Origin of the sequence: Thiomicrorhabdus heinhorstiae, from assembly GCF_013391765.2 — a bacterium.
GTDB lineage: Bacteria > Pseudomonadota > Gammaproteobacteria > Thiomicrospirales > Thiomicrospiraceae > Thiomicrorhabdus > Thiomicrorhabdus heinhorstiae.
In genome coordinates this window covers 1-16,938 of sequence record NZ_JACBGI020000015.1, presented here as the reverse complement: position 1 = coordinate 16,938, position 16,938 = coordinate 1, and the positions used below count along the sequence as shown (strand labels likewise).

12 protein-coding genes and 2 tRNA genes are annotated in these 16,938 nt (G+C 43.4%); 12 read left to right on the top strand and 2 right to left on the bottom strand.

The genetic code is table 11. From position 1 onward, the window contains the following. Positions 1–124: 124 nt before the first annotated feature. The 11 genes from H8792_RS12750 to H8792_RS08060 all read left to right on the top strand — a co-directional run bounded on the left by H8792_RS12750 (position 125) and on the right by H8792_RS08060 (position 13,012). Positions 125–1,924 carry a tetratricopeptide repeat protein gene (locus tag H8792_RS12750; protein WP_185978447.1) on the top strand — a complete coding sequence of 600 codons (1,800 nt, stop codon included), beginning with the start codon at positions 125–127 and terminating at the stop codon, positions 1,922–1,924. 189 nt (positions 1,925–2,113) lie between these two features. Then, positions 2,114–2,188 (top strand) — tRNA-Gln (locus tag H8792_RS08105). Positions 2,189–2,242: 54 nt separating this feature from the next. Beyond that, entirely contained in the window at positions 2,243–3,199 is a 957-nt protein-coding gene (locus tag H8792_RS08100; protein ID WP_185978446.1) for a ribose-phosphate pyrophosphokinase, read from the top strand. Positions 3,200–3,476: 277 nt separating this feature from the next. After that, the gene (locus H8792_RS08095) at positions 3,477–4,058 is read left to right on the top strand and encodes a 50S ribosomal protein L25 (RefSeq protein WP_185978445.1); all 582 of its coding nucleotides are present in this window, start codon (positions 3,477–3,479) and stop codon (positions 4,056–4,058) included. Between the two features lie 41 nt (positions 4,059–4,099). Continuing rightward, positions 4,100–4,672 carry an aminoacyl-tRNA hydrolase gene (gene pth, locus H8792_RS08090; RefSeq protein ID WP_185978444.1) on the top strand — a complete coding sequence of 191 codons (573 nt, stop codon included), beginning with the start codon at positions 4,100–4,102 and terminating at the stop codon, positions 4,670–4,672. A 47-nt stretch (positions 4,673–4,719) separates the two neighbouring features. After that, positions 4,720–5,811, top strand: a complete 1,092-nt coding sequence (gene ychF, locus H8792_RS08085; protein WP_185978443.1) for a redox-regulated ATPase YchF — start codon at positions 4,720–4,722, stop codon at positions 5,809–5,811. Positions 5,812–5,906: 95 nt separating this feature from the next. Further along, positions 5,907–5,983 (top strand) — tRNA-Met (locus H8792_RS08080). A 303-nt stretch (positions 5,984–6,286) separates the two neighbouring features. Next, positions 6,287–8,707: an EcoAI/FtnUII family type I restriction enzme subunit R gene (gene hsdR, locus H8792_RS08075; RefSeq protein WP_407701669.1), complete on the top strand. Its 2,421-nt coding sequence runs from the start codon at positions 6,287–6,289 to the stop codon at positions 8,705–8,707. Positions 8,708–8,769: 62 nt separating this feature from the next. Beyond that, positions 8,770–10,233 (top strand): type I restriction-modification system subunit M, encoded by a 1,464-nt coding sequence (locus H8792_RS08070; protein WP_185978441.1) that lies wholly within the window; start codon positions 8,770–8,772, stop codon positions 10,231–10,233. Beyond that, positions 10,230–11,954 (top strand): restriction endonuclease subunit S, encoded by a 1,725-nt coding sequence (locus H8792_RS08065; protein ID WP_228767016.1) that lies wholly within the window; start codon positions 10,230–10,232, stop codon positions 11,952–11,954. Before H8792_RS08070 ends, H8792_RS08065 begins: the two co-directional genes overlap by 4 nt. Continuing rightward, on the top strand, positions 11,954–13,012 hold the full coding sequence (locus H8792_RS08060; protein WP_185978440.1) for an Abi family protein: 1,059 nt from the start codon (positions 11,954–11,956) through the stop codon (positions 13,010–13,012). The genes H8792_RS08065 and H8792_RS08060 overlap by 1 nt, the downstream gene beginning before the upstream one ends. 132 nt (positions 13,013–13,144) lie before the next feature. On the opposite strand, the gene fic is transcribed toward H8792_RS08060, so the two are convergent. Together fic and H8792_RS08050 are read right to left on the bottom strand one after the other, a co-directional pair. Continuing rightward, positions 13,145–14,248, bottom strand: coding sequence for a protein adenylyltransferase Fic (gene fic, locus H8792_RS08055; protein ID WP_185978439.1), 1,104 nt, complete (start codon positions 14,246–14,248; stop codon positions 13,145–13,147). 244 nt (positions 14,249–14,492) lie between these two features. After that, positions 14,493–15,785, bottom strand: a complete 1,293-nt coding sequence (locus H8792_RS08050; protein WP_194947655.1) for a hypothetical protein — start codon at positions 15,783–15,785, stop codon at positions 14,493–14,495. A gap of 475 nt (positions 15,786–16,260) precedes the next feature. On the opposite strand from H8792_RS08050, the gene H8792_RS08045 reads away from it, so the two are divergent. Then, positions 16,261–16,803 (top strand): hypothetical protein, encoded by a 543-nt coding sequence (locus H8792_RS08045; RefSeq protein ID WP_194947654.1) that lies wholly within the window; start codon positions 16,261–16,263, stop codon positions 16,801–16,803. Positions 16,804–16,938: the final 135 nt, after the last annotated feature.

Here is a 16,938-nt window from a genome sequence, read left to right as displayed (position 1 = left end):
TTCTGTCTCATCTCCGGAGCCAGATGGTTGAAATTGGTGTGTTTTTGTTTGTCTAAGTTGGACAAAGCCGGTTACTTGCAATATAAATCCGTATTCAGGATGGATTCAAAAGGAATTTTATTAAGTGTTAGGGCTTCAAAAGATTACCCAAGCCGGTAGTAAATCTCGAACCGTTATTCTTGCCCTTGCGGCTTTATTATTCGGCGGATGCAGCGCAGACGGGCTGTTGCGCACGGAATCGTCGCCTTCAGCGGCAATTTTATCCAGTAAAGAAGTCAAGCAGCCTTTACCTGAGCTGACCGAAGAGCAGAAGGAGCGGCAAAAGCGTGCCGCCGCTATGTATCAGGTGATGTTGGCCGAGATGCTGATCAGACGCGGAGAACCCGCGACGGCCTATGAAGTAATGCATCATGCCGCGGAACAGACTGCGATTCCTGAGTTGGCTCAGCGTGCTTTTCAGTTTTCGATGGCCAGTTACGATATCGATAAAATTCAAGAGTCGATAGCATTATGGCGCAAACTGGACCCGAATAACGCCGCCGTCTGGCGAGCGTCGTTTTTACTCTCCCTGCAACAGGACAAAGTAGAACCTGCTTTTGAACAGTGGCAAAAGTTCCGCGAGTTAAGCGATCTTGAACTTGAAAAACTGCTGTTACTGACTTCGCAGAGAGTTGTGGCTTCGGTGGCAACCGATGCCGGCGTGGCTTTTATGCAGAAGCTGGCCGAAGAATATCCGAAAGAGTGGAGTGTCTGGGTAGGCCTGGGGCTGGTTGCCAAAAGTGCCGGTCGCTTGGAGTTATCGCTGGATGCGTTGCTCTACGCGCGTAATAAGGTGCCGCAGGATTCCGAAGCCGAGTTATATCGTTTGCTGGCAACCGTATACCTGGAAGGCGAGCATGCCAAACAAGGTGTGGATACTATTGCGCCTTATTTGAAAAAGCACCCTAAAGACTGGGAGCTGCAAGAACAGATGGCGCGTCTTGAGGTTAAGGCGAATCTTCTGCAGTCGGCAGAGGTGCGTTATCAGAAAATTATCAAAGCAAACCCGTCGCTGATTACGCCGCGATTGTCTCTGGCTCTTTTATTAATAGAAAGAGAGGATTACGGCAGAGCGGAAGCGCAATTGAAAAAAACGCTGACCTTTCCTCAGTATCGCGATGTTTCCAATTATTATCTGGGTGTGATCTATCAGGCGCAGGCCAAATATGACGAAGCGCTAAAAGCGTTTTCCAAAGTTCTGCATCCGAACTACCGCCTGGATGCCGATCTTCACCGCTCCGAAATTTTGTTCTCGCAAGGACAAGTCGAGAAAGCGAACGAGCTGTTAGACAGTTTGGATGTCAAACAGGTTGAAGATCGTATTAAGGTGCTGCGCGCCAAAGCGATTTTTGCCACCCAGCAGGAACAGTTCGATCAAGCGGTCGATTTGTATAATCAGGTTTTGAAGATCGATCCCAACCACGAGCAGGCACTGGCTTCCCAGGCGATGGTGTTTTATCGCACCGAGCGCTTTGACGATTATGTAGATAATATGCACCGTTTGTTGAAGCTTGACCCGGAAAATGTCGACGCCTTAAACGGTCTTGGCTATTTTTACGTCGAACAAAACAAAAATCTGAATCAGGCGCGCACCTTATTAGATAAAGCGTTGCAACTAGAGCCGGATAATTATTATGTATTGGACAGTATGGGCTGGCTGCTCTACCGCCATAAAGATTTCAAGCAAGCCAGGTCTTATCTTGAAAAGTCATTTGCCATCCAGCAGGACGAAGAGGTCTTAATCCATTTGATCAGGGTTTATTGGCAATTGGGCGATTACAGCAAAGCGGAGCGTCTTTGGAAGAAGTTCCACAAACAATACGGCGATAACGAGACCTTCCAGAAGCTGATCGACAGCTTGAAAGCCGGGCTGACAATTGACTAATCACCGCCGTGCGGTTAGTCTGAAATATCGATTACTTTAACTTTTTAAATAGATTCAGGAGCTTAGGATGGGGGCGTTTGCCCGTGAAAGTCGGGCTCTGATGAAACTGAAATTTTTTTGTAAAAAATACTTGAAAACGGCGGTAATACGTGGATAATACGCACCTGTCTTCAATGACAGCGATATTATAGGACTGTGGCCAAGTGGTAAGGCATCTGGTTTTGATCCAGTGTACCGCAGGTTCGAATCCTGCCAGTCCTGCCAATATCCTTTCCCGAATTCCCCAAATCATTTTTTCCTCGAACAGGAGCGCCTTTAATGGCTAATAAAAATGTTATGATTTTTGCGGGAAACGCAAACGTCAGTCTCGCTGAAAAAATCTCCCAATATCTTGATATCCCCCTAGGAAAAGCCGATGTAGGCCGTTTTAGCGACGGTGAAATCATGGTTGAGATTAAAGAATCTGTTCGTGGTCAAGATGTTTATGTCTTGCAACCAACCTGTACGCCGGAACCAGCCGTCAACCTGATGGAAATGCTGGTTATGATCGATGCACTCAAACGTGCTTCCGCGGCTCGTATCACTGCGGTTATTCCTTATTACGGTTTTGCCCGCCAAGATCGTCGACCTCACTCTGCTCGTGTTCCGATTACTGCCCGTTTGTCGGCTGATATGATTACCGCTGCCGGTGCCAACCGTGTAGTAACGGTGGATCTGCACTCAGACCAGATTCAAGGTTTCTTCGATATTCCGGTGGATAACATCTATGGTTCTCCGCTATTGGTCGAAGATATGAACAAGACCCAGGATCTGGAAAACGTCACCATCGTCTCCCCGGATATGGGTGGTGTTGTCCGTGCTCGTGCGGTTGCTAAGGCAATTGACGCCGATATGGCGATTATCGATAAGCGTCGTCCGAAAGCGAATGTCGCGCAAATTATGAATATCATCGGTGATATCGAAGGTCGCGACTGTATCATTATCGATGACATGGTCGATACAGCAGGCACTTTGTGTAAAGCGGCGCAGGCCTTGATGGATCGTGGCGCCAAAAGTGTTTCAGCTTATGTTGTGCATGCGGTTCTATCCGGTCCGGCAGTAGAAAACATCCAGAACTCGGTATTGAAAGAGCTGGTAGTAACCGACTCGATTCCTGAAAGCGATGCGGCACGAAAATGTGCAAAAATCCGTCGCGTTTCGGTTGCCGATCTACTTGGCGAAACGATTCGTCGTGTTAACTTGGAAGAATCCGTTACGGCACTGATGCCTCGATAGTTGCATTGCCGAATGTTTTAAAAAGCGCCTTTTAACGGCGCTTTTTTGTTTTACGGGTATTTATTTTTTCAGTAGGTTTTTTGCAGCCGGTTATTTGAAGCAAGCGAAGTGCTTGATTCAAATAAGAAAGTCTCGAATAAAAGACTGGAAAAAAATCAAAATTTGAGTATAATTCGCCCTTTGCTTACGTTTGGTCGCGGACGTAAGTTTTGTTAATCGGCCTTATTCCACTTGAAATGAAGGTTTTGAGGGAAAGGCCGCTATTTGGAGAAATAAAATGAGCCAATCATGGAAAGCAGTTATCCGTAAAGAAGAAGGGAAAGGTGCGAGCCGCCGCCTTCGTAATGCGGGTCAAGTTCCTGCTATCATCTACGGTGACAACAAAGACGCAGTTTCTGTTGCGTTTGGTGGTCACTTCATTAAGCACGCTTTTGAAAACGTTGACGTATTCAACACGATTCTTGATGTTGATGTTGAAGGTCAAGCCGAGTCTTGCGTTGTTAAGGATGTTCAACGTCACCCAGCTACTGGTGCAGTCGCTCACATCGACTTGCAACGTGCCGGAAGCAACCGTTTGACTAAGAAAATTCCTTTGAACTTTGTTGGTAAAAACGTTGCGCCTGGTGTTAAAGCCGGTGGTTTGATGTCATTCTTGCAAGCAACGGTTGAAGTTCGTTGTTTGGCAAAAGATCTGCCTACTGCGATCAAAGTTGACGTTTCTAAAATGCAAGCTGGCGAAAGTATGCGTTTGTCTGAGCTGTCTATGCCTGAAGGTGTAATCTTGACTGCTCTTTCACACGGTAACTCTGACTACGACCAATCGGTTGTAAACATCAGTAAGCCTAAGCGTAAAGGTTAATCGATCGGCTTTAAGCCATCGATGAAACAAGAGCCGGCGTTATGTCATCTGTTCGATTAATTGTTGGTCTGGGAAATCCGGGCGATAAATACGATCAGACCCGACATAACGCCGGTTTTTGGTTTGTGGACGAAGTAGCGCGACAATTCGGTGCGGTATTTCGTCCAGAGACCAAATTTCTTGGTGAGGCGACGCGAATTCAGCAAAACGGTATCGATGTCTGGTTATTAAAACCGGCAACGTTTATGAATCGCAGCGGTCAATCGATCCAGGCAATCGCCAAATTCTACAAGATTCCGGCGGAATCGATTTTAGTCGTTCACGATGAACTGGATCTGCCACCAGGCACGGTCAAGCTCAAAAAAGGCGGTGGCCACGGCGGTCATAACGGCCTGCGTGACACTATTGCCGCGATGGGTAATGAATTTCTGCGTTTGCGCATCGGGATCGGACATCCTGGACATCGTGATCAGGTGGTGGATTATGTTCTCAAAACTCCATCTAAAATTGACCGTCAATTGATCGATGACGCCAGTTATCAAGCGACAAAAATACTAGAAGATTTAATGCATGGTCGGCTTGAGAAAGCCATGATGACCCTGCATACCAAATAAGCCTTAAGTTTCAGTTTCATCCCTTTTGTTGATTAGGAGAAGCCCGAATGGGAATTAAATGCGGTATCGTCGGTTTGCCGAATGTCGGAAAATCCACGCTTTTCAATGCTTTGACCAACGCCGGAATCGAGTCCGCAAACTACCCGTTCTGTACTATCGAACCGAATGTCGGTGTGGTTCCTGTTCCTGATCTGCGTGAAGATGCATTGGCGGAAATCGTCAAGCCGGAACGGGTATTGTCGGCGACGGTGGATTTTATGGATATTGCCGGCTTGGTTGAAGGGGCTTCTAAAGGGGAAGGCTTGGGGAACAAATTCCTGGCAAACATCCGTGAAACCGACGCGATTGTGCAAGTTGTGCGTTGTTTCGAAAATGACGATATCGTCCATGTTGCCGGTAAAGTTGACCCGATTTCCGATATCGAAATCATCAATATGGAATTGATCTTTGCCGATATGGAATCTCTGGAAAAAGCCGCAGTCAAAGCGCAAAAGCTTGGTAAAAGCGGCAACAAAGATGCGCAGGCCAAGCAAGCCTTGTACGAGCGTGTTCTGAAAGAAATTGAAGAGGGCAAGCTGGTGCGTCTGGTTGAGATGACCGATGACGAGCGTCTGATGTTGCGTGATCTGCATCTGTTGACTATCAAGCCGATGATGTATATTGCCAACGTCAATGAAGATGGTTTCGAAAATAATCCACTGTTGGAAAAGGTTGAAGCTTTGGCTGCGGAGCAAGGTGCGGTAGTCGTTCCTGTTTGTGCGGCGATCGAAGCGGAAATCGCGGAATTGGATGCCGAAGACAAAGCGGATTTCCTGGAAGAAATGGGGCAGGAAGAACCGGGGCTGAATCGTGTTATTCGCGCCGCTTATGATTTGTTAGGTCTGCAAACTTACTTCACGGCCGGTGTAAAAGAAGTTCGCGCTTGGACAGTGAAAAAAGGCGCCACCGCGCCACAAGCGGCCGGCGTCATCCATACCGACTTCGAAAAAGGCTTTATCCGTGCCGAAGTTACGGCTTACGAAGACTTTGTCGAATATAAGGGTGATGCAGGCGCGAAAGCAGCCGGTAAACAACGCTTGGAAGGTAAAGAATACATCGTTCAAGACGGCGATGTAATGCACTTCCGTTTTAACGTCTGATTGTGATTTCAGCGCTTGTCACAAAAGTGACACTTTTTTAAAAATAGTCCCTTGACAAGCGCGCCAATCAAACTATAATACGCGCTATTCTTTTTGGCTACATAGCTCAGCTGGTTAGAGCACATCACTCATAATGATGGGGTCCCAAGTTCGAATCTCGGTGTAGCCACCATATTGCAAAGCCCGGTAAACGTTTTCGTCTACCGGGCTTTTTTGTTTCTATCTGATTCTGAATTGTTCTTAATGGCATCGATTTTTTGCCGAATTTTTATTCTCCAATAGTGCTTTTTCTTACAAAACTTCCCATAAATGGTTGTAGAAAATGCAAAATATGTTTCTAACGACTTGTTAGTATTTACACTAAGTAAGGACGCCCGAAATGGCTTAGGTATTTAGTTCAAGATGTTGTTCGGTGGTGATTCAAATATTTTAGTGAACGAAAGCTATAATGGAATGTGCATATTGTTGTTAAGGTTTGATAATGAATAAAAAGCAGTTAACTGAAACCGATATCATCACAAAGTACATCCTTCCTGCGGTAATCGACAAGGGCTGGGATTCAATGACCCAAATTCGCCAGGAGGTCAAACTTCGAGATGGTAAAGTAATTGTCCGAGGTCAAGTAGCAGTTCGTAAAAAAGTGAAGTCGGCCGACATTGTTCTCTATCACAAACCAAATCTTCCTCTAGCTGTTATCGAAGCCAAAGCCAACAAGCATGAAATTGGAAAAGGGATGCAACAGGCATTGGATTACGCCAATTTGTTAGAAACGCCTTTTGTATTTGCATCAAACGGTGATGGTTTTATTTTCCACGATAAAACGGCAAAGACTACACCAATAGAAACCGAAATCACCCTCGACCAATTTCCAACTCCAGAAGAGCTTTGGCAGAAATATTGTGCTTGGAAGGGCTATTCCGAAAGCCAACTTCCAATCATTACCCAAGCATATCATGATGACGGTTCAGGCAAATCGCCTCGCTATTATCAACTGCAGGCCATTAACAAAACCATTGAAGCGATTTCCGCAGGGCAAGACCGTATTCTTCTGGTGATGGCAACGGGTACAGGGAAAACCTATACCGCCTTTCAGATTATCTGGCGGCTATGGAAGTCTAAAACCAAAAAGCGCATTCTGTTTTTAGCCGACCGCAATGTCTTAGTGGATCAAACTCGCATCAATGACTTTCAACCGTTTGACACCGCCATGACCAAAGTGGAAAAGCGCACGGTTGATCCCGCCTATGAAATCCACCTTGCTTTGTATCAAGCCTTAACTGGCCCAGAAGAACATCAAAAAGCTTACAAGCAAGTTGACCCTGACTTCTTTGATTTAATCGTGATTGATGAGTGTCATCGAGGCAGTGCGGCAGAAGACTCCGCTTGGCGAGAGATTTTGGAATACTTTAATTCCGCCACGCAGATTGGTTTGACGGCGACACCGAAAGAAACCGAAGAAGTTTCAAACATCGACTATTTTGGCGAGCCGGTTTATACCTACTCGTTAAAGCAAGGTATCGAAGACGGTTTCTTGGCACCTTATAAAGTAATTCGTGTTGATTTGGATATTGATGCGCTTGGCTGGCGACCAACCAAAGGGCAAACCGATAAACACGGTGAAGTTATTCAAGACCGCATCTATAACGCCAAAGATTTCGATCGCACGCTGGTGATTGACGAGCGCACGCAATTGGTTGCTGAAACCATTACTGCTTACCTGAAACGCACCGATCCAATGGCTAAGACCATTGTGTTCTGTAATGACATTGACCATGCTGAACGTATGCGTCGAGCTTTAGTAAACCTGAATCCTGAACAGGTTAAGAAAAACGAAAAGTATGTCATGAAAATCACGGGTGACGATGAACTCGGCAAAGCGCAGTTAGATAATTTCATTAATCCCAAAAAAGCCTACCCCGTTATTGCAACCACCTCGGAGCTTATGACCACAGGAGTTGATGCGAAAACTTGTAAATTGGTGGTACTTGATCAATCTATCCAATCCATGACTAAATTCAAACAGATCATCGGTCGTGGCACCCGTATTGATGACCGTTACGGTAAGCTTTGGTTTACCATTCTCGATTTCAAAAAAGCCACTGAACTGTTTGCCGATGAGCGTTTTGACGGCATTCCTGAAAAAGTCATGGTGACTAACCCCGGCACGATTATTGATGAAGAAAATCCTGACTTTGATGAACAGTTAAACAATCCCGAAAATCATAATGAAGATGCTGATGGCGTTGAAGATTCACGAGGTGAATATAACGTAGGTTCAGAAGATGAATGGACTGATACAGGTGAAGACACTGGCGGAGAGAAAGAGCCATTTATTAAATATCATGTTTCAGGCGTTACGGTTAAAAAGATCGCCGAGCGAGTTCAGTATTACGATGCGGATGGCAAGCTGGTCACTGAGTCATTCAAGGACTACACCAAAAAGACCATCGCAAAACAGTACACCTCAATGGATGAATTTGTCAAAAAATGGCAATCTTCAGAGCGCAAGCAGGCCATTATTGATGAGCTTGAAGAGCAAGGTGTAATTTGGCAGGCTTTGGAAGATGATGTCAGTCGTGATATGGATCCATTTGATTTAATCTGCCACGTTGCCTTTGACCAACCACCGCTCACTCGTAAAGAGCGTGCTGAAAACGTCAAAAAGCGCAACTACTTCACCAAATATTCCGAAGCCGCTCAACAGGTATTAAATGCCTTGTTGGATAAATATGCCGACCAGGGTGTAACGGAAATTGAATCTATTCAAGTGCTTAAAGTCACCCCATTTGATCAAATGGGGCAACCTAAAGAGATTGTTAAAAATGCCTTTGGCAATAAACAAGCTTATGAGCAAGCTCTTAGTGAATTAGAAGCGCTATTATATGCGCCCAATTAGCAGATTTAACAAACCGTCTAATTTCAAATAATCAAAATAATTAAAAATAACAAAGAGTGTTCATGTCTATTTCAACCGTTATTAAATCCATTCAAGACATTATGCGTAAGGACGCCGGCGTAGATGGAGATGCCCAGCGTTTAGGCCAGCTTTCTTGGATGCTGTTTCTTAAAATCTTTGATGCCCAAGAAGAAGAGTTAGAATTTGAACAAGACAATTACCAAGCCCCAATTCCGGAAAAATTTTTATGGCGTAACTGGGCGAGCAATTCGCAAGGGTTAACCGGTGATGATTTACTGGATTTTGTGAATACTAAGCTATTTCCTGAACTCAAAAATTTATACGCACCCATCGATATTAATCCGCGCGGGCTAGTCGCTAAAGAAGCCTTTAGCGATGCATTCAACTACATGAAAAACGGTACGCTCCTACGCCAGGTGATTAACAAACTGAACGAAATTGATTTTGGAAACTCACAAGAACGCCATCTATTTGGCGATATGTATGAGCAAATCCTCAAAGACCTGCAAGCGGCAGGCAATGCCGGTGAGTTTTATACGCCAAGAGCGGTCACGGAATTTATGGTTAATCGCATTAACCCACAACTGGGTGAAAAGGTATTTGACCCTGCTTGCGGTACAGGCGGTTTCTTAGCCTCATCCGTTGAACATCTTAAAAAACAAGTCAAAACGGTTGATGACCAAAAACAACTGCAAAGCCAAATTCACGGGGTAGAGAAGAAGCAATTACCGCATCTACTGTGTACCACCAATATGCTGCTACACGGTATTGAAGTGCCAGTGCAAATTCGCCATGACAATACCCTTAGCAAACCGCTATCCAGTTGGGATGCAGATACCGATGTCATTATCACCAATCCACCGTTTGGCGGCACCGAAGAAGACGGCATTGAGAAAAACTTCCCAGCTGAGTTCCGTACCCGTGAAACAGCTGATTTGTTTATGCAGTTGATTGTTGAAGTGCTTAAGGACGGTGGTCGTGCGGCGGTCGTTTTGCCAGACGGCACACTGTTTGGCGAAGGTGTCAAAACCAAACTCAAAAAGATGCTGGTCGAAGAATGCAATCTTCACACCATTGTGCGTTTACCGAATGGTGTTTTTAACCCTTACACGGGCATTAAAACCAATATCCTGTTTTTCACCAAAGGGCAAAAAACCGAAAAGGTTTGGTACTACGAGCACCCTTATCCAGAAGGTGTGAAAAACTACTCCAAAACCAAACCGATGAAGTTTGAAGAATTCCAAACGGAAATCGACTGGTGGGGCAATGAAGCCGATGGCTTTGCCAGCCGAACGGAAACCGAGCAGGCCTGGTCAGTTTCGATTGAAGAAATTATCGAGCGCAACTATAACCTCGACATTAAAAACCCGCACCAGGCCGAAGAAGTGGTGCATGACCCACAAGAACTGCTTAAAACCTATGCCGAACAGCAACAAAGCATTCAAGCGATTCGTGACCAACTCAAAATCATTTTAGGTAATGCATTAGAGGGTAAGACTGAATGAGTGCGGAACTGTCTGTGAACAATCTAATTACCGGACATCTCGACACATGGACGCAAGCGATTGAAACCAAATCCACTGCGGGAAGAGGTTCGGGCAATAAGCTCAATCTCGTTGGTATTCAAAAACTGCGTGAATTGATTTTAGAAATGGCAGTGCGAGGGTTATTGGTGCCGCAAGACCCCAATGATGAACCAGCCAGTGTCTTGCTGGAAAAGATTGCCGCCGAAAAAGCGCAATTGATTAAAGACAAAAAAATCAAAAAGAGCAAAGCACTGCCTGAAATTGCAGAGGATGAAAAACCATTTGATTTGCCGAATGGTTGGGAGTTCAAAAGATTACCTGACATTTATTTCAATATTTCGCCAAGTGGGAAAAAGTTAAAAACCTCAGATATTTTAGAAGAAGGTAAGTTTCCAGTTGTTGATCAGGGGCAAAATTATATTTCTGGATATTTTGATGATGAAAGCTTACTTATACATATCCCAAGAAAGGTTGTAATTTTTGGAGACCATACTACTAACCTAAAACTGATTGATTTTGATTTTATTGCAGGTGCAGATGGCACAAAAATTATGTGTCCAATTGTTATTGATGAGCAATATTTTTATCGGTTTTTAACCAGTTTGACACTGGAAAATCGAGGATATGGGCGCCACTTTAAAATTCTAAATGATAATCTGATATCAATTCCGCCACTTGAAGAACAAAAACGCATTGTGACGAAAGTGGATGAACTGATGGCGTTATGTGACCAGTTGGAAAGCGAAACGCTGAATCACATCGACATTCATCAAACCTTGGTCAGCACGCTATTAGGTAATTTGGTTAATCCAGAAAATACCGCCAATTTTCAAGATGCTTGGGCATTGATTGCCGAAAACTTCGATGTGCTTTTCACCACCGAAAACAGCATCGACCAACTCAAACAAACCATTCTACAACTAGCTGTCATGGGCAAACTCGTCCCTCAAAACCCAAACGACGAACCCGCCAGCGAACTACTAAAAAAAATCGCCACCGAAAAAACGCAACTCATCAAAGACGGCAAACTCAAAAAATCCAAACCCCTCCCAGAAATCACCGAAGCCGAAAAACCATTTGATTTACCGAATGGCTGGGAGTGGGTGAAGCTGAATGAAATTATTTCAATGATGGATGCTGGTTGGAGTCCTGCGTGTCCTCCGGAACCATCACCAGATAATGAGACTTGGGGAGTGTTAAAAACAACTTCAGTTCAAATTCTCCAGTTTCTGCCCGAAGAAAATAAGTTGTTGCCATCTAACAAAGAGCCAAGACCTCAATATGAAGTTAAATCAGGCGATATTCTTGTAACAAGAGCGGGGCCGTGGAATCGTGTCGGAATATCTTGTCTAGTAAAAGAAACAAGACCTAAATTAATGACCTCTGATAAGTTAATTCGGTTTCATTTAGTTGATGTAGGGATGTCAGAAGAGTATATGGTGTTAGCTTTGCAGGCTGGTGTAACTGCCGAATACTTAGAGTCTTGTAAATCAGGAATGGCTTCAAGCCAAGTTAATATTTCTCAAGACAAGTTGAAAGCTGCACCTATACCGCTTCCTGCATTAGAAGAGCAAAAACTTATAGTTACCAAAGTCAATGAGTTAATAGCCCTCTGCGACCAACTCAAAACCCAACTGCAAACCGCCCAACAAACCCAAATCCACCTCGCCCAATCCATCGCACAGGAGGCGTTGGCTTAATGAGTTTGATTAATCATCCAAAAGATTGGTTGTCTTATGAGCAGCAACTAGACCGTTTAGTTGAACGGGGAATGCTAGTATCGAATAGAGCAAAAGCGCTTGATTACCTTCAACGCTTGGGCTATTACCGGCTAAGTGGTTATTGGTTTGATTTTCGGCAACGCAGTGAAATTTGCTGTCCTGTTCCCAAACAGAAAACCAAAAAGGGAAAAGCCAAAACTGACCGTTTGGCGTTAGATGATTTTAAAAACGGTGCCTGTTTTAAAGACGTTATCGCACTTTATGTTTTTGATAAAAAATTACGTTTATTGGTAATGGATGCCATTGAGCGAATTGAGATAGCATTGCGTGTAGATATTGCCCATCTACTGGGAAAATATAGTCCAACAGCTTATTTAGACAGAGCTAACTTTCATGAAGGATTTTCCCTTCATTTAGATGTTTCTAAGGGGGTGACTAAACACCATGAATGGTTAAGCAAGCACGCTCAATTAATTAATCGTTCGCGTGAAGCGTTTATTGTGCATAACAAACAAAAGTATGGCCTGCCATTGCCGATTTGGGTGGCTTGTGAAATCTGGGACTTTGGGACTTTATCAACGCTCTATGCGGGCATGAAAGCTGATGACCAAGACAAGATTTCAAAAAAATATGGCATTTCAAATGGTCATGACTTTTCTACTTGGCTACGAGCGCTCAATAACCTCAGGAATATCTGTGCGCACCATTCGCGCTTATGGAATCGAAATATTGCGGATCAGCCAAAGCTCCCATCGAAAGAGGAATTTCCTTTAGCGGACAATTTTAGGGAAAATAATCACCGATTAGCGCGACCATTTTTATTGATTTGCATTTGTCAGCACTTGGTTAAGGTGATTAATCCGAACTCGACTTGGGGTGAAAGAGTATTACGATTGTTAAAGGATGAGTTTCCTGATTTACGTCATCTTGGATTAACGCTTCAAGGTATGGGGATTATTGAAAACTGGCGAGATTTGAATTGGTCGAATGAACCTTATCAAAGCCGTTTTCAGTATAGGTTGGATAGCCGTAAGTAAAAGCCAGAAACGAAAAACCCCCGAGCATTATCCGAGCGAACTCTTCAAACCTCAGGGGCCGTGTTGATAAAGATTGTAAGTTTTCTTACATTAAATGTAAACACATTTAATTAAAAGCAGCCGTTGGCTACTCTAAAAATAGTCATCAACTGAATGGTCGTTTTGAGTAAGCAAAACCAGTAATTTAGAGTGAATAAATAACTTCTCTCGCCCCACTTCGGTTTCAATCAACACACCAATTTCACATAGTTGTTTGAGGTAAACAGAGGCGGTTTGGCGTTTGGCAATATCTCTTTCCACCAGATTGCTGATTCGGCAATAGGGCTGTTCAAAGATTAAATCCACCAATTCATAGCTATACACCTTAGGTAGGGATTCTTTGATGTATTCTCGGGTATGCTCTGCCAATTGGGTTATAGCCTGAATTTTATTGGTTGTCCAATGCGAGGTTTGCTCGATACCTTTGAGGATAAAAATAATCCAGTCTTCCCAAGCTTGTTCTTGTGTCACTTTTAGCAGCAGTTGATAGTAGTCTTGCTTGTTTTGGATGATATAGCGGCTGAGATAGAGAATCGGCAAAGTCAGCAGTTCTTCTTGAATTAAATACAAGCTATTGACCACACGACCTGTTCTACCGTTACCATCGGTAAAAGGGTGAATGGCTTCAAACTGATAGTGAACCACTGCCAAGCGAATCAATGGGTCTAAATCCGTTTCATTGTGAATAAACTGTTCCCAGTTTCCTAATAATCCACGAATAATGTCTTCACCTTCTGGTGGGGTATAAATCACTGTGCCAGATTTATCACTTGCCAATGCGGTTCCCGGCACTTTTCGGATTTGCATCTGCTGACCTTTTATCTGACTGCAAATCGCTATACAAGTATTGGTGTTCAGCGGTTTTTTGGCAAGTTCCTGATAACCTGTAAATAGAGCTGTTCGATAACGCAGTGCTTCCTTAGTCGCAGTGTCTGCATTTTGCTCTTCTTGCGCGTACTGAAATAACTTGTCGGTGGTCGTGACAATATTTTCAATTTCAGAAGATGACTGAGCTTCTAGTAACGGTAAAGTATTTATCAGAATGCTTTGGTAGGGAATCAACTTGGCAGATTGGTTTAACTCAGCCAAAGCTGCACGAGCTGAAATACACGCTTTCAAAATTGCCTTTGTTTCCAGTTCCTGCTCAGGAGGCAAATAGGGTAAATCATTATAAGGCTTGCTTGGATTCCAGCTCATCGTCTTATCCTAATGGCGTATTGCCAATATGTTTATATTTTTCAGTTTTATCGACAGGTTGTAGTGATATGTCGATGAAGTGAACAATGACGATGTGGCAAGTTAAAGGCATTAAGGTGTCTGGAGTCGCCACCATATTTTAAAAGCCAGGCAGAAATGTCTGGCTTTTTTCGTTTTTAAGTTCTGTGTTGAGTGATTAGGTTACAAATTCACTGCTGATTGTATTTGCTTGAGTTGTCAGGTTTTATGGCGATAGTGACCACCATATTTCTTTATTTTCAAATGATATGAGGCAGTTTTCATCCGCAGGGGTTGTGTTTGTACCGCTGTATATCTCTTCGCAGGTTGGTTTGATATCGAAATAGTAGTAATTAGTTAAAGAGCTCGGTGGGATTCCTTCGGAGGAATCGGTGGTGCCGGAGGTGTAGCTTTTTTCCTGGGTAATCAGACCATTGTCATTAATGCTTTTTACGTTTCTATATTCGTTCTTATCATCCTCGATCAGACCATCGCCGTTAGAGTCATAAGAATAGACGGTGGGTAAATCTTTAAACACTGGGTTGATGTCTTCGTCGTAAGTGTTGGCATAAACATATAGAGGAACTCCGGGATTGGCTTTTTCTTCTATCCAGTTGCGGATTTTTCTGGCCAGAGCGTTATAGACACTGACATTGAAATAAAGTGAGGTGTCGATATTGGTATAGATGGTGAGATTACCTGTATCGGCATCAACCGTATTTGTGTATTCGGTAACATTGTCGACAATGCCATCCCCGTCATTGTCATATTCGATTTTAGTGGTTCGGTTATTGGCATCGTATTCATAGGTAATGGTTTTCAAACCATCGTAATTTTCGTCATCTAGCGTGGAATAGTGAACGGTCGTTTTAATGGTATTGCCATTCGCATCATATTCGTGGATGGCATAGGTATCGATCAGGTCATCACCATCATCATCGGTATTGGTTCTGACGATTTGATTGTCGCTGTTATAAACGTAAGATTCGGTATATAGGTAGACCGGTTCCTCATAGCCGTCATCTTCCCCGTATTGTTCCACTTTTATGGTGAGCAGATTATTGTCAGAGTCATAACTGTAGGTCGTATCTTGAAGAAACGATGGTTGTTTCAGTTGGCTCTTACTCAAAAGACCGTTTTCAATGGTATTGGTTTCTTCACTGAAATAGCCAGAGGATAGCGCATACTTTTCTGTGGTGTTGGGTGTCGTCTCCGTTGCATCGGCGCTTGATTCATACAGATATTCCGCATAACCATCCGCATTGCTATCGGACATTTGATAGCCGAGAACATTGTTAGAGTACTGCTTCACTTCCACGGAATCGTAAACACCGTCTACATTGGTATCTGATTTTTGCACTGTCCAGCTAATGGCATCACCAGGGGTATTGGGAATTCCGTCACCATCTACATCACCTATGTCTGCTTGTTCTTCAAGAGTGGAAGAGCTGCAGGCAGAAACGGCTAATGAAAATAAAAGAATTCCGATAGGGTTTGTGAGTTTTAAATTGCATTCCATATCCTTCTCCAATGCCAAAAAATGGTTGATCTTGAAATGATTTAAAAAGAATCCGAGAAATGTAGTAAGAACAGATGTAGCGGGTTGATTGCAATATTATTGTTTTATTCGCACGAATATATGGGCAAACGGTTTTGTGCAACTGGATGAAGTTTTCCGGGCGAAGTCGCCAAGCAATAAAACCAAACGAAACAGGGAGTCTTTTAACTCATTTTAATGAATATTTATTATTTTTCAATTAGTTAGAGTTTTTCTGCTATAGGAGGGGATGCGATTGAATTGCGGCAAAGCCCGAGGATAGGCGTTTTTTGCGGTTTTTTCTATAATTTTCTACGGTAATTTTAAGTCGAAGCGTATCAGCAGATTATTTATTATGGTGAAATATCGAAAATGCGATGAATAAATAGTGTTAAGTAAAAGCACAGTTAGAATTTTGTGATTAACCTCGTCACAAAAAGGAATATGAAAATTGAAAATGAAATCTTTATTGGCTTTTGTCTTTTCGGCAACCTTCGTTGCCATGTGTTCGGCCGGTGAATCCGATATCCGCAATCAGCAGATTGAAGTCGGTAAGCGTTATTATCAGAATATTCTGGATAATAAGCCTGAAAAAAGTTATGAACTGCTTTCCGCCAAAGACAAGGAGTCTTTTAGTAAAGAACAGTTTTCTCGTTTTATTAATATGAGAACCGCTGTTTTGGATAAAAATAGAATCGTTACGGTCAAAGATGCAACCGTCGAAGAGTCGGATGGCAGTATGGCGCTGGTTAAAGTTTCTGCCGAACTCGTTTCTCCAGGTTCGGGCGAAGTTAAAAAGCTGAGTGCCACGCAGGTGTTGCTAAATGAAAATGGTGAGTGGCGAATTTATTCCGCCCATTCAATTTTGTCGGCATTAATGCAGACAAAGTCTGTATGTGATTCAGACCGTCCTATGCCGGCAGGTCAAAAAGAGATGGCCTGCTTTGTTTTCTATGGAACTGAAACGTCCCCTGAAAAAACCTCCGCAGAGGCTCATTAGAGCAGTCAATACTATGACTGCGGTGTTGCCGCAGCATCAGCTCTCAGAAGCCCGGTAAACGATTTTTCGTTTATCGGGTTTTTTATTTTCTCTCGAATGAATTTGTTTTATTTAAATTAAAAAAAAGTTCTTGAT

Coding starts and splice junctions, on each gene's coding strand:
- H8792_RS08100 (WP_185978446.1), top strand. CDS start 2,243: ATGGCTAATAAAAATGTTATGATTTTTGCGGGAAACGCAAACGTCAGT.
- H8792_RS08095 (WP_185978445.1), top strand. CDS start 3,477: ATGAGCCAATCATGGAAAGCAGTTATCCGTAAAGAAGAAGGGAAAGGT.
- pth (WP_185978444.1), top strand. CDS start 4,100: ATGTCATCTGTTCGATTAATTGTTGGTCTGGGAAATCCGGGCGATAAA.
- ychF (WP_185978443.1), top strand. CDS start 4,720: ATGGGAATTAAATGCGGTATCGTCGGTTTGCCGAATGTCGGAAAATCC.
- H8792_RS08070 (WP_185978441.1), top strand. CDS start 8,770: ATGTCTATTTCAACCGTTATTAAATCCATTCAAGACATTATGCGTAAG.
- H8792_RS08065 (WP_228767016.1), top strand. CDS start 10,230: ATGAGTGCGGAACTGTCTGTGAACAATCTAATTACCGGACATCTCGAC.
- H8792_RS08060 (WP_185978440.1), top strand. CDS start 11,954: ATGAGTTTGATTAATCATCCAAAAGATTGGTTGTCTTATGAGCAGCAA.
- fic (WP_185978439.1), bottom strand. CDS start 14,248: ATGAGCTGGAATCCAAGCAAGCCTTATAATGATTTACCCTATTTGCCT.
- H8792_RS08050 (WP_194947655.1), bottom strand. CDS start 15,785: ATGGAATGCAATTTAAAACTCACAAACCCTATCGGAATTCTTTTATTT.
- H8792_RS08045 (WP_194947654.1), top strand. CDS start 16,261: ATGAAATCTTTATTGGCTTTTGTCTTTTCGGCAACCTTCGTTGCCATG.